This window comes from Carnobacterium viridans (assembly GCF_900102725.1).
Taxonomy (GTDB): Bacteria; Bacillota; Bacilli; order Lactobacillales; family Carnobacteriaceae; genus Carnobacterium_B; species Carnobacterium_B viridans.
The window spans coordinates 2,263,556-2,276,960 of sequence record NZ_FNJW01000008.1; the positions used below are offsets into that span (position 1 = coordinate 2,263,556).

Annotated in this window: 12 protein-coding genes; 11 read left to right on the forward strand and 1 reads right to left on the reverse strand. The window is 35.1% G+C overall.

Going from position 1 to position 13,405, the window contains the following annotated elements; translation table 11 throughout:
- The first annotated feature begins 56 nt into the window (after nt 1–56).
- From BLT48_RS12360 to BLT48_RS12400, 9 genes are all read left to right on the forward strand, one after another.
- Nucleotides 57–704 carry a metal-dependent transcriptional regulator gene (locus tag BLT48_RS12360; protein WP_089978331.1) on the forward strand — a complete coding sequence of 216 codons (648 nt, stop codon included), beginning with the start codon at nt 57–59 and terminating at the stop codon, nt 702–704.
- A gap of 14 nt (nt 705–718) precedes the next feature.
- A complete protein-coding gene (locus tag BLT48_RS12365; protein WP_089978333.1) occupies nt 719–1,651 on the forward strand; it encodes a metal ABC transporter solute-binding protein, Zn/Mn family in 933 nt (310 codons plus the stop codon).
- A gap of 26 nt (nt 1,652–1,677) precedes the next feature.
- The gene (locus BLT48_RS12370; RefSeq protein WP_035021951.1) at nt 1,678–2,448 is read left to right on the forward strand and encodes a metal ABC transporter ATP-binding protein; all 771 of its coding nucleotides are present in this window, start codon (nt 1,678–1,680) and stop codon (nt 2,446–2,448) included.
- On the forward strand, nt 2,449–3,360 hold the full coding sequence (locus BLT48_RS12375; RefSeq protein WP_035021954.1) for a metal ABC transporter permease: 912 nt from the start codon (nt 2,449–2,451) through the stop codon (nt 3,358–3,360).
- A gap of 2 nt (nt 3,361–3,362) precedes the next feature.
- On the forward strand, nt 3,363–4,277 hold the full coding sequence (locus BLT48_RS12380; protein WP_089978336.1) for a metal ABC transporter permease: 915 nt from the start codon (nt 3,363–3,365) through the stop codon (nt 4,275–4,277).
- Nucleotides 4,278–4,437: 160 nt separating this feature from the next.
- On the forward strand, nt 4,438–5,568 hold the full coding sequence (gene dinB / locus BLT48_RS12385) for a DNA polymerase IV (RefSeq protein WP_089978339.1): 1,131 nt from the start codon (nt 4,438–4,440) through the stop codon (nt 5,566–5,568).
- Between the two features lie 106 nt (nt 5,569–5,674).
- On the forward strand, nt 5,675–6,364 hold the full coding sequence (locus BLT48_RS12390) for a metal-dependent hydrolase (protein ID WP_089978342.1): 690 nt from the start codon (nt 5,675–5,677) through the stop codon (nt 6,362–6,364).
- A 15-nt stretch (nt 6,365–6,379) separates the two neighbouring features.
- On the forward strand, nt 6,380–7,711 hold the full coding sequence (locus BLT48_RS12395) for a DRTGG domain-containing protein (RefSeq protein WP_089978345.1): 1,332 nt from the start codon (nt 6,380–6,382) through the stop codon (nt 7,709–7,711).
- A 12-nt stretch (nt 7,712–7,723) separates the two neighbouring features.
- The gene (locus tag BLT48_RS12400) at nt 7,724–8,677 is read left to right on the forward strand and encodes a DHH family phosphoesterase (protein ID WP_089978347.1); all 954 of its coding nucleotides are present in this window, start codon (nt 7,724–7,726) and stop codon (nt 8,675–8,677) included.
- A gap of 211 nt (nt 8,678–8,888) precedes the next feature.
- Here the strand turns inward: BLT48_RS12400 and BLT48_RS12405 are convergent, their stop codons facing one another.
- Nucleotides 8,889–10,226, reverse strand: coding sequence for a hemolysin family protein (locus tag BLT48_RS12405; protein WP_089978350.1), 1,338 nt, complete (start codon nt 10,224–10,226; stop codon nt 8,889–8,891).
- Between the two features lie 480 nt (nt 10,227–10,706).
- On the opposite strand from BLT48_RS12405, the gene BLT48_RS12410 reads away from it, so the two are divergent.
- Nucleotides 10,707–12,851, forward strand: a complete 2,145-nt coding sequence (locus BLT48_RS12410; protein WP_089978352.1) for a PBP1A family penicillin-binding protein — start codon at nt 10,707–10,709, stop codon at nt 12,849–12,851.
- 101 nt (nt 12,852–12,952) lie between these two features.
- Nucleotides 12,953–13,297 (forward strand): YlbF/YmcA family competence regulator, encoded by a 345-nt coding sequence (locus BLT48_RS12415; protein ID WP_035021980.1) that lies wholly within the window; start codon nt 12,953–12,955, stop codon nt 13,295–13,297.
- Nucleotides 13,298–13,405 lie beyond the last annotated feature (108 nt).

The window sequence follows — 13,405 nt, forward strand, 5'->3', positions numbered from 1 at the left end:
AATTATTTTATCTATAGGAATTAAAAAGATAAACCTAAAAAAGGTAGGAGAAAATTATGACGCCAAATAAAGAAGATTACTTGAAAATGATTTATGAACTTGGTGGTACAACTAAAAAAGTAACCAATAAAGAGCTGGTTGCAGGGTTAAAGGTATCTGCTGCATCTGTCAGCGAAATGGTGACCAAATTATTAAAAGGAGGATTTGTTGAACATGTTCCTTATCAGGGGATTCAATTAACCCAACAGGGTCTTCAAAAAGCAAGTGCTTTAGTAAGGAAGCATCGCTTGTGGGAAGTTTTTTTAGTTAGTCATTTAGGATATGCCTGGAATGAGGTCCATGAAGAAGCCGAGGTATTAGAACACGTTACTTCGGTTGAGTTAGCAAGGAAATTAGATCAGTACTTAAATTTCCCCACTGTTTGTCCTCATGGAGGAATGATCCCAACTGAAAAAGGCATCATCGATGAAAAAATACTTCCGAATCTAGTAGATAAACAAGTTTATGATGTGATCAAGATTAAACGAGTTGCGGATGAGAAAGAATTGTTGGATTACTTAGCTTCACTAGAAGTTAACATAGGCGATGTATATAAAATAATGGATATAGGAGCTTATGAAGGACCTATTATACTTGAGTCAGAAGGCAAGCAACTAGCAATCAGTTATAAAGCTGCTATGAATATTTTTATTGAAATAGCATAGAAAGTAGGAGAAAGATGAAAACTATTAAGGGTATTCTTTTCAGTTCGCTGTTTATTGCATTTATTTTTCTAACAGGTTGTTATAATTTTGAGTCAGATCAAGATTCGGATAAGTTAAAAGTCGTAGCCACCACGACTATGTTAACCGATTTATTGAAAGAAATAGGTGGGGAACAGATTGATGTAACCGGACTGATGTCTGCAGGAGTAGACCCTCATTTGTACAAAGCAAGTGCAAGAGATGTCATTTATATGCAGTCTGCAGATGTAGTAGCTTACAACGGACTAGAACTTGAAGGAAAAATGGGCGAAATATTTCAAGGTCTGGAAGAACAGAAAAAAACCGTTATTTCTTTAGAAGATGGTTTGAATGAAGAAGATATTCTTTCTGCTGGAGAAGGCAGTACCTCCATTGACCCGCATATTTGGTTTGACGTAGATCTATGGAAAAAATCAGCAATAGAAGTATCAAAAGGGTTGATTTCTGCAGATCCTAAAAATGAAACAAGTTATCAAGCGAACTTAGAAAGTTATTTGCTTGAATTGGAAGAGTTAGACCAGTATGTAACTAATCGTGTAAATGAACTTCCAGAAGATGATCGTGTTTTAGTAACAGCTCATGATGCCTTTAGTTACTTTGGTGAAGGATATGGGTTTAACGTTATTGGGCTTCAAGGATTAAACACAAATGCTGAAGCAGGGACAGGAGATATCAGCCAATTAGCTGATTACATTGTAGATAATGGCATAAAAGCTATTTTTATTGAGTCTTCTGTTCCAACAAGAACGATTGAATCTTTACAAGCAGCTACTAAAGAAAAGGGTTTTGAAGTTGAAATCGGAGGAGAGCTCTACTCCGATTCTCTTGGAGATAAAGAAAACGACAGTGAAACTTATATAAAGACAGTGAAATCTAATGTAGATACCATTGTTGATGCGTTGAAATAAATCAAAGAGACTGGAGTGCATAAAGTATGGAGAATGAACAAATAGAAAAAAAGACTGCAATACGCTTAAATCAATTAACTGTAGCTTATGAAGCACAACCGGTTTTGTGGAATATTTCGGTTAATATCCCTAAAGGCACATTAACAGCTATTGTTGGACCAAATGGTGCAGGTAAATCTACAATGATTAAATCTTTAATCAATTTAATCAAGCCAATTGCTGGTGAAGTAGATTTTACTTTTGAACAAACAAAAGATGAAAATTACGGAAAAAATAAAAACTTAGTCGCCTATGTACCTCAAAATGGAAGTGTGGATTGGGATTTTCCAACCACGGTTTTAGATGTCGTGGTGATGGGAAGATACGGTCACTTAGGGTGGTTTAAAAGACCTAAAAAGGAAGATAAAGCCTTAGCGAATGAGATGCTTGTAAAAGTAGGGATGGCTGATTTCAAAAATAAACAAATCAGTCAATTATCTGGTGGACAAAGACAACGTGTCTTTTTGGCCCGTGCATTGGTTCAAGAAGCGGAAATTTATTTAATGGATGAACCTTTTCAAGGTGTAGATGCCCAAACAGAAAAAATTATTATTCAGTTACTAAAGGAATTGAAAACAGAGGGGAAAACGATTGTCGTTGTTCACCATGACTTACAAACTGTGTCAGAATACTTTGATGAAGTTATTTTAATTAACCGCGAACTGATTGGAAGTGGACCAGTTGAAACAACCTTTACTAAAGAATTGATCGCCAAAACTTATCGTCAAAATCAAACAAAACCATGGGAGGAAGAGTAAATGGATGTACTAAGTGCTCTATTCTTTGATTATACTTTTCAAGTAGTCGTTTTCGGTTCGAGTATCTTAGGTTTATTAAGCGGTGTTATCGGAAGTTTTGCTGTTTTACGTAAACAAAGTTTACTTGGAGATGCGGTAAGTCATGCAGCACTTCCAGGAATCTGTTTAGCATTTATTCTTACCTCAAATAAACAAATGGAAATTTTGTTACTTGGAGCACTTATTTCAGGTTTACTGGCTACTTGGTTGATTATGGTGATCGTTAAACACTCTAAAGTAAAATTTGATAGTGCATTGGCGTTGACAACAGCTGTTTTCTTTGGTCTTGGTTTAGTCTTATTAACCTTCATCCAAAAAAGTCCAAACTCTAATCAAGCTGGTTTGGAAAAATTTATTTTTGGACAATCTTCTACTCTTTTAGAGCGAGATGTCAGAATTATGTTCCTAGTAGGGGTCGTGTTACTAATTGTGGTCATCGTGTTCTGGAAAGAATTTAAACTGTTAGCTTTTGATCAGTCATTTGCTACCAGTATTGGATTGCCAGTTTACTGGATGAATAGTCTTTTGGCAACTCTAACGGTGATCGTTATCGTGATGGGATTGCAATCAGTTGGAGTTATCTTAATGAGTTCTCTTTTGATTGGACCAGCAGTAGCAGCTAGACAATGGACGAATCATTTATCCATCATGGTAGTATTGGCAGCAACTTTCGGGTGTATTTCTGGAATTATTGGAACGATGATCAGTTCATTAGGCCAACAAATTCCAACGGGACCAACTATTGTTCTAATTATCAGTTCAATTGTGTTGATCAGTATTCTTTTTGCCCCAAGTAGAGGGATCATTTGGAAATGGATCAAAAATAACCAACGTAAAAAAGAATTTGCAACTCAATTAAAGAAAGGCGGATAAGTATGAACCCTGTTTTTGAAATACAACTCATTGCAGTTTTAGTTTCTGTTGCTTGTGCATTGCCCGGTGTTTTTCTGGTAATACGCGGGATGGCTATGATGACAGATGCCATTACTCATACGATTTTATTGGGTATTGTAGTAGCCTTTTTTATCACTCAAGATTTAAATTCGCCATTACTGATTGTAGGTGCTGCATTTGTAGGTATTCTAACAGTTTGGTTGACAGAATTAATTCATCAAACAAAATTACTGGATAAAGATGCCTCTATTGGAATTATTTTTCCAATGCTGTTTAGTATCGCTATTATCCTCATTACCCGTTATGCTGGAGATGTACATTTAGATACAGATTCAGTGTTATTAGGAGAATTAGCTTTTGCTCCTTTTGATCGATTGATTCTATTTGGGATTGATGTTGGTCCACAGGCTATTTATTCAATGACTGTTATATTGATTCTATTACTTTTATTCATTGGTTTTTTCTATAAAGAATTAAAATTGACTTCATTTGATGCTTTATTGGCAGCATCGTTAGGCTTTTCTCCGGTCTTGTTGCATTATGCATTGATGTCACTGGTGTCTGTTACAGCAGTTGGAGCATTTGAGGCAGTAGGATCAGTATTGGTAGTGGCGTTTATGGTAGGGCCACCCGTTTCAGCGTACCTGTTAACAGATCGGTTAAGTTATATGTTGGGTATCAGTGCTGCTTTAGGAGCTGTGAATAGTCTGATTGGTTTTCAACTATCTATGTACTTTGATGTTTCTATTGCGGGTATGATTGCAGTTGTAACTGGTTTAACCTTTATCTTAATTTTTATCTTTTCTCCAAAAAAAGGATTTATTTATGAATTGCATCGTAAAAAAAGACAAAAAAAAACATTGAAAAAAGCACTAGAAAGTAATCATTTAAGCTAAAACGCAGAAAGGGTCTGGACAAAAGTCTGAGACCTTTTTTTGCATGTTTGTTTCTTAATTTTAATGAAAATGGGATGTTATTCGTTCAATTCACTTATCTTATAAACCTTGATTCAGAATATACGTTCCCTTATAATAAGAGTGAAGGAGGTGGAAAAGGATGGACATTGGTGTATTAAGATTTGACGAACCTAAGAGAGACACAACAAGAAAAATTATACACATTGATATGGACGCCTTTTTTGCCTCAGTAGAAGAACGAGAAAATCCTGAATTAAAAGGGAATCCTGTTATTATAGCACGACATCCAAAAGAAACAGGAGGAAAAGGGGTCGTAGCTACTGCTAATTATGAAGCGCGCAAGTTTGGCGTACATTCTGCAATGAGTGCTCAAAAAGCATATGAATTATGTCCACACGGAAATTTTATCTCTGGACATTATGATTTATACCGCGAAATTTCTGCAGAAGTTCGGTCTATCTTTGAACGTTACACCGATACGATTGAACCTCTTTCGTTAGACGAAGCGTACTTAGACGTAACTGTAAATAAACAGAACTTAACGAGTGCAACTTATATTGCCAAACTCATTCAACGAGATATCTGGCAAGAAGTTCAATTGACTAGTTCTGCCGGAGTATCCTACAACAAGTTTATTGCAAAATTAGCTTCTGACTACCATAAGCCTGCCGGAATAACGGTTATCCCACCTGATGAAGCCTTGGATTTCTTACGGAAACTACCTATTGAAAAATTTTATGGTGTGGGGAAGAAGACTGTTGAAAAGATGCATGATCTTTCTATTTATACTGGAGAAGATTTATTTCAAAAAAATGAAATGGAACTGATGCAAAAGTTTGGCAAAATGGGCTATTCTCTTTATCGTAAAGTCAGAGGTATCGATAATTCACCTGTTCGAGTAAGTCGTGAAAGAAAGTCAATTGGTAGAGAGCTGACTTATGGAAAAAATCTTACAACTGAACAAGAAGTTCTGAGCGAATTAAGATTTATTGCAAATAAAGTACAAATCTCACTTCAGAAAAATCAAAAACACGGGAAAACAGTCGTATTGAAAGTACGGTATTCAAATTTTGAAACAGCTACAAAACGACTAACCCTGCCTAATTATGTGAAAAATGGGGAGGAAATATTCTTTCATGCTCAAAATCTATGGGATGAAATTGGGATATTGGATAGAGGCATACGATTACTAGGAATCACAGTAACCAACTTGGATCCTGTAGCCTATGAAAATATTGTCTTACCCTTATGGGATAAGGAAACATATTAATGAGTCTTGTTAGATAACAAGACTCATTGCATTCTATTTTTCACAACTGTATAATAAAATTATTCTATCGAGAGTTCGTTTCAGCGAACGAAAGGGGAGTAATAAGATGAAAATTTCTTGGCACGGACAATCTTGTTTACAAATATTGACTGATTCAGGAATGACTATTTTAATGGATCCTTTTATCACCGGAAATCCTAAAAGTGATTTAGACCCCAATACTGTTCAAGCAGATGTAATTATTTTGACACATGCACATGATGATCATATCGGAGATACAGAACCTATTGCAAAAAGAACAGGCGCTTTAATTATTGCTAATGTAGAAATAGCGTCTTTTTTTGAAAAGAAAGGCCTTAAAACGCATGGAATGCAAATGGGTGGGAAACATCAATTTGATTTTGGTGAAATTAAGATGACACCTGCTATTCATGGATCTTCATATGAAATAGAAGGAGAAACGGTTACCTTAGGACTTGCCGCGGGTATCATTTTTAGTGCGGATAAACAAACGATTTATCATGCAGGTGATACAGCATTGTTTACAGATATGAAATTAATCGGTGCTTATAAAACAATAGATGTAGCCTTTTTACCTATAGGAGACAATTATACTATGGGGCCAGAAGATGCCATCATTGCTGCAAGTTATATCCAAGCTAAAAAAGTTGTTCCTATTCATTATAATACGTTTCCACTCATTGAACAGAATGCAGAGGATTTTTGCACAAGCTTATCTGAAGATCAAGGTCTAGCCTTGAAAATTGGAGAAGTAATCGATTTATCTTATATGTAGCATGGAGGCAAATGAATGACTACTAAACACGATCAGATCATCACGTATATTGAAACATTACCGGTTGGAGAGAAAATTTCAGTAAGGTCAATTGCAAAAAATTTAAATGTTAGTGAAGGAACAGCATATCGTGCAATTAAAGATGCACAAAATGATGGATTGGTTTCAACGATTCAGCGAGTTGGAACGATTCGTATTGAACGTAAAATGAAAGAGACTTTCGAAACATTGACTTATGGAGAAGTTGTAAAAATCATAGACGGCGACATCTTAGGCGGTGAAGCAGGACTAGATAAAGATTTAAGCAAGTTTATCATTGGCGCAATGACGGAAGAGGCAATGATGCGCTACATTTCACCTGGTTCCTTGATGATCGTTGGGAATCGTGAAAATGCACAGAAATTGGCTCTTGAATGTGGCGCGGCAGTCTTGATTACAGGTGGCTTTAAAACAAATGAAGATATCATTTTATTAGCCAATAAATTGAATATGCCTGTATTAAGTACAACCTATGATTCTTTTACGGTAGCAACATTGATCAACCGAGCAATTACAGATCAACTAATAAAAAAAGAAATTATGCTTGTTGATGATATTTATACAAAAGCGGATAAAACCTTATATTTAACAGCTAATCAAGTCGTCCTAGATTATCGGAAATTAAATGAAGAAAGCCACCATACGCGCTTTCCTGTTGTGAATAAAAAAGGACGTTTGATTGGTATGGTTACCGCTAAAGATATAATTGGCAAACAAGATCAAATCAGCATTGAACGGGTTATGACAAAAAATCCTACATTCGCCAAAACACATATGAGTGTAGCCAGTGTGGGCCATTTAATGATTTGGGATGGGTTGGAAGTGATGCCTATCGTTGAAGATGACTTAACACTTATGGGTATAGTCTCACGTCAAGATGTCATGAAAGCCATGCAATCTTCTCAGCGTCAACCGCAAATGGGAGATACTTTATCTGATCAAATAAATGAAAATATAGAGATTTTAACAACTTCTTCAGAAGAATGGACGTCTAAAATCCCATATTATAAATTTAAAGTGACCCCGCAAATGACCGATAATGTTGGGACACTCTCATTTGGATTGTTGAGTGAAGTGATTTCTACCGTAACAAAAAATACCATGGTTGTTTATCAGAAGAAAAATGCTGTGGTAGAACAAATGAGTTTGTATTATTTAAAATTGATTCAGCTTGGAAGTGAAATAGAAATCAGACCAAGTGTTTTTGAAATTGGCAGAAGAACTGCCAAATTGGATATTGAAGTTTACACCGATACGGTTTTAGTAGCAAAAGCAACCGTAGTCTGTCAATTGATGCAAAGAAGTTAAAGGAGAAAAAGCATGGCTATAAACTTATACGATCAAATACTTGAAAAAATTAAAGAATCAGAAGTTGTTATTATTCATAGACATAAGAATCCTGATCCAGATGCGCTAGGGTCACAAGGCGGGCTAGCAGAAATATTAAAAGCTAGTTTTCCGACTAAAAAAGTTTTAAAAACAGGTGGACCAGTTGGCGATTTAAACTATTTAACTGAAATGGATGATGTTTCAGATGAAGATTATCAAGAAGCTTTAGTTATTGTGACTGATACGGCAAATACACCGCGCATTAGCGATGAACGCTACAGTCAAGGAAAGTACTTAGTCAAAATAGATCATCATCCTAATGATGATGCTTACGGAGATATTATTTTAGTGGATACGAATGCTAGTAGCTCTAGTGAAATAATTGCTGGTTTCTGTTTTCATCAAAAAAAAACATTGAAAATGACAACTACAGCTGCTAAATTATTGTATGCAGGTATTGTTGGAGATACTGGTCGTTTCTTATATCCGGCCACTACACCTAAAACGATGCGTATTGTTGCCGATTTAATGGAATATTCTTTTAAACCGGATGAAATCAATCAAAAAATGAATGCTATGTCGCGAAAAGTAGCGCAACTTTCAGGATATGTCTTACAAAATATAGAAATTCATCCATCTGGTGTAGGAAAAGTCGTTCTTACTAAGACGATTTTGGATCAATTCGGATTAACAGATGCTGAAACTTCTGCAGTTGTTTCCTTACCTAGCGCGCTCGAAGAAGTCATTTTATGGGGCATATTTGTTGAACAGTCGGATGGACATTTTCGTTGCCGTTTACGGTCTAAAGGACCAATAATTAATGAAGTAGCCAAAAAACATGATGGTGGCGGTCATCCACTAGCTAGTGGAGCTAACGCAAAAGATTTAAGTGAAGTAGAACAAATCATTCACGAATTGATTCATGTTGCTGAACAAAGTCAGTAAAAAAATAGATAAATGAGTCTCTAGACTTTTTAGTGTTGATAGCGTAGTTAAATTGGTTACAGGCTTCAGAGGTTTCCATGGCTCTCCAGAAGAAATTTTGGTTTGTTCTATCAACACCATTTTTGACGAAGAGATATAAATAAAAGCACATAATAAAAAGAGCCAAGATTGATTAATCTTGGCTCTTTTTATTTATTCTGAAATCTAAAAGTTACTCTATTTCATTCATAGCAACTTTAGGGGTCTTTTTTATAACATCGATAACTTCAAGGGTACCATTCCCAGACTTGATAACTTTAAAGATATAATTATTAAAAGTTAATTCTTCATCGATGGAAATATCGTATTTTTGATTCATCATCCAGCCGCCGATGGTATCGACATCTTCTTCTTCGATGGAAAGTCCAAAAATATCATTGACGTCATCAATCAACATCCTAGCGCTAACACGGTAGTGATGGTCGCCAATTTTTTTTATTTCTGGCTCACCAACAACTTCGTAATCATCGCTAATATCACCAACAATTTCTTCAACGATATCTTCCATTGAAATAATTCCACTGGTTCCACCATATTCATCAACAAGAACAGCAATTTGATTTCGTTCTTTTTGCATTTTTACAAGAAGCTCTTTAATAGGAATCGTTTCGATGACTGAAATGATGGGTCTAATGTATTCAGCAAAGCTAAAGGTTTCAGATAATTTTGCTTCCACGGCATCCACATAAACAGCGAATATTTCTTTTGTGTTTATAATGCCTAATACAATGTCTTTATCCCCATCTTTGATAACTGGATAACGTGTAAATCGTTCTTTACTTACCAACTGAGCTATCTCTCTCAAAGTCATTGAGGTCGACACAGTCACCATTTCAGTACGAGGTACCATGATTTCACGACTCATTCGATCATCAAATGCAAATACATTTTCTACGAATTGATATTCATCGCGATTAATTTCGCCACTTTTTAAGCTTTCACCCATAATGATTCGAAGTTCTTCTTCAGAAACGCCTTCTTCGGGTTCACTGATATTTTTCATTCCGATTCGGCGTGAAATACTATTTGCGATTCGATTCAAAATATAAACTAAAGGGTACATGATACGGAACCACATCTGTAATGGTTTAGCGATTAACAAACCAATCTGTTCCGTTTTATTGATGGCAATATTTTTAGGTACCAGCTCTCCAATAATGACTTGAAGAGAAGTTAAAATAATAAAAGATAAAGTAATTGAAGCAATCGTTGAAACAGAAGAGGGAATATCAACAGATGAAAATAAAAGATTAAACAAGCGCCCAAATGTAGGGTCACCTAACCAACCAATAGCTAACGAAGTGATGGTTACCCCTAATTGAGTTGCTGAAAGGTACGTATCAAGTTTTTGTGTCATCTCTTTTAAAAGGATTGCACGTTTGTCACCATTTTCAATTAAGTAATCCAACCTTGAAGGGCGAATACGTACCAGTACGAATTCTGACATCACGAATAATGCTGCGATAAATAAGATAATAAAGAATGCAATGATTCCAGTTGTAATTGACAAATTATTGTCTACGCCAGAGTTATAGCGTAGACTTCACCTCCTTGTAATATAGTTTTCAATGAATTGTAGTTATAAATAGTTCATCATACAAAGAGTAGTTCAATGGTCATTATTAGTAAATTCCTCAGGATGAGGATGAAATACAAGGTGAAAAACGACCAAAAGAAATAGTTGCATAAATAAAACTATCTTTTTGATAGCTTAATACCTTTATTCTATTTTCTGTCCCAAGGTCTCACCTCATCCTTTTTTTAACGAATATTAAAAAAACAGTCAGTTTTCCATTTTAATAAAGTCTTTAACTTTACTCTACATCAATATGGTAAAATGATAAAGAAAAAAATAGTAAAATGGTGAATAATAAACTATTGGTTAATGAAGACATATCCTACTTAAGGAGGATGTGTCTTCATTATTGATTTGCTAAACTAAGTATAATAGAGAATGATTTAGAATAAAAAGAATAAGGAATGAATGCGAATGAATAAATCTTCTTTTTTAGAGAAGTTGAAAAAAGCTTTGCTCACTTTTTGGAAATGGGCAAAACCGTATCTACTAAAATTTCACAAAATACGACAACGAATTTGGAAAAAATACCACGTAAATAAAATTATCCTTTTGATCATATTAACTGTTTCTTTAGTTGCAAGTGTTTATTTGTTGTATTTAGCCAAAACAGCAAATGTATCTACGTTAAAAGCAGGCCTAGAACAAACAACAACGATTTACGATGTTAATAATGAAGAAGCTGGAACCTTATACTCGCAGAAAGGAACGTTTATTTCTGTTGATAATATATCTGACTCGATTGAACAAGCCGTTATTTCGACTGAAGACAAACGCTTTTATAAACACTCAGGATTCGATCCAATTGGAATTGCCAGAGCGGCGGTTGGTTATGTTATCAATGGCGGAAACATTGTCGGAGGCGGGAGTACAATTACGCAACAATTAGCTAAAAATGCTTATCTGACATTAGATCAAACGTTTATTCGAAAATTAAAGGAACTTTTTTTAGCTATCGAAATTGAAAAAGTATATACAAAAGATGAAATATTAGAAATGTACCTCAATAATTCTTATTTTGGAAATGGAGTTTGGGGAGTCGAAGATGCTTCTCAAAAATATTTCGGGAAATCTGCGGCAGAAGTAACCTTATCAGAAGCCGCTACAATTGCAGGCATGTTAAAGGCACCTACAAATTATAATCCTATTGACGATTATGATAATGCTATTTCTAGAAGAAACGTTGTTTTGGACTTATTGGCAACAAATGAAATCGTTACTCAAGAAGAAGTAGACAATATAAAAGCTGAAGGGTTAACACTAGTTGATGCGTACTCAGAAAGAGAAGGATATCAATACCCATCTTACTTTGATGCAGTAGTAAATGAAGCAATTTACACCTATGATTTAAGTGAAGAACAAATTTTAAATAAAGGATATAAAATTTATACCTCATTAAATCAGGATTACCAGCGTGCAATGGATTTAGCTTATGAAAATGATTATTTATTCCAAAATGCAGCAGATGGAACATTGTTAGAAAGTGGTTCTGTTGCATTAGATCCGGAGACTGGTGGAGTTTTTGCCATCTTTGGAGGTCGAAAAGAGCATACATTTAGAGGATTTAATTATGCGACTCAAACGGTTAGGCAACCAGGTTCTATCATCAAACCATTAGCTGTTTATACTGTTGCTTTAGAGCAAGGATATAGCATTGATTCAATGTTAGTTGATGAGCCGATTTCTTATGGTAAAGATAAGTATACTCCTGAAAATGTTGATCATGAATATGAAGGAGAAGTACCAATGTATCAAGCATTGGCAGAGAGTAAGAATACCTCAGCGGTTTGGCTTCTAAATGAAATCGGGTTGAATAAAGGATTTAAAAAAGTTGAAGAATTCGGTATTCCTCTAACAGAAGGACCTGAAGGAGATGAATACCTAGGACTAGCTTTAGGTGGATTGAGTAAAGGAGTTTCTCCTCTTCAAATGGCGAGTGCCTACACAACGTTCGCTAATGGCGGTATGATGAGTGAAGGACATTTCATTACTAAAATCGTTGATGCTACAGGTGCAGTCATTGTTGATAACACGGAACCAAAAACTAAAAAAGTGACTACTCCAGAAGTTGCAGACCAAATGACAAGCATGTTGATGGGTGTCTTTACAAATGGAACAGCACAAAATAATAATCCGTCTGGTTATACGATAGCTGGAAAAACTGGGAGTACAGAAGTAACATTCAATGACGAGGGTGGTACAACAGATCAATGGACAGTTGGTTATACACCTGATATTGTAGTTGCAACTTGGATGGGGTTTGACCCAACTAATGAAGAACATTACATGACAACAGGTAGTTCCACTGGTGTAGGACCTTTGTTTAAAAAACAAATGGAAAATATTCTTCCATATACTGAATTAACAGCTTTTAATACAGAAAGTGCCCAAGAAATTGTTGCTGCAGAAGCAGAAAATGAAACAGGTTCTAATGACTGGAAACAAGATGTAAAAGACACAATTGATTCAATTGGTGGAAAAGTAAAAGAAGGCTCGGATATTGTTAAAGACAAATTTGGAAACTTGTTTGATCGATTTAAAAATAAAGTGACACAATAAAAAAAGTTAGCGATTTAGATTAGAATATTGGAAAAACAATGTATAAAATGGTATAGTCATTAAGATGAAACCATTATTTAAATTGGAGAGTGAAGTCTATTATGAGTACAAATATTTATGATACAGCCAACGCTTTAGAAAAAGAATTAAGAGATAGTGAGGAATATACTGTTTTGGTAGCAGCTTTTAATGAAGTAAAAAAAGACGAAGCAGCTAGCAAAATGTACTTTGACTTCCAAGAAGTTCAAATTAAATTACAACAAAAACAAATGTCAGGCGAACAAATTACTGAAGAAGAAATCGAGGAAGCTCAAAACTTAGCTCAAACTTCTGGAGAAAATGATGTTATCAAAAAATTGATGGAAGCTGAACAACGTTTAAGCACATTGATTGAAGATTTAAACCGCATCATTATGAAACCTGTTCAAGATGTTTACCAAGGTTAAGAAATAAAGGACAAAAAAGAACTCACTAGTATAGAAGAGTAGTGAGTTCTTTTTTTATGATATTAAAGGAACGTATGTGCCCTTCGTAAGCTGGAGGATATAAAAAGA

What these genes read in the sequence shown, in the direction of transcription:
- BLT48_RS12380 (WP_089978336.1), top strand. Translation starts at nt 3,363, where the DNA reads ATGAACCCTGTTTTTGAAATACAACTCATTGCAGTTTTAGTTTCTGTT.
- BLT48_RS12410 (WP_089978352.1), top strand. Translation starts at nt 10,707, where the DNA reads ATGAATAAATCTTCTTTTTTAGAGAAGTTGAAAAAAGCTTTGCTCACT.
- BLT48_RS12370 (WP_035021951.1), top strand. Translation starts at nt 1,678, where the DNA reads ATGGAGAATGAACAAATAGAAAAAAAGACTGCAATACGCTTAAATCAA.
- BLT48_RS12395 (WP_089978345.1), top strand. Translation starts at nt 6,380, where the DNA reads ATGACTACTAAACACGATCAGATCATCACGTATATTGAAACATTACCG.
- BLT48_RS12360 (WP_089978331.1), top strand. Translation starts at nt 57, where the DNA reads ATGACGCCAAATAAAGAAGATTACTTGAAAATGATTTATGAACTTGGT.
- BLT48_RS12390 (WP_089978342.1), top strand. Translation starts at nt 5,675, where the DNA reads ATGAAAATTTCTTGGCACGGACAATCTTGTTTACAAATATTGACTGAT.
- BLT48_RS12365 (WP_089978333.1), top strand. Translation starts at nt 719, where the DNA reads ATGAAAACTATTAAGGGTATTCTTTTCAGTTCGCTGTTTATTGCATTT.
- dinB (WP_089978339.1), top strand. Translation starts at nt 4,438, where the DNA reads ATGGACATTGGTGTATTAAGATTTGACGAACCTAAGAGAGACACAACA.
- BLT48_RS12415 (WP_035021980.1), top strand. Translation starts at nt 12,953, where the DNA reads ATGAGTACAAATATTTATGATACAGCCAACGCTTTAGAAAAAGAATTA.
- BLT48_RS12400 (WP_089978347.1), top strand. Translation starts at nt 7,724, where the DNA reads ATGGCTATAAACTTATACGATCAAATACTTGAAAAAATTAAAGAATCA.
- BLT48_RS12375 (WP_035021954.1), top strand. Translation starts at nt 2,449, where the DNA reads ATGGATGTACTAAGTGCTCTATTCTTTGATTATACTTTTCAAGTAGTC.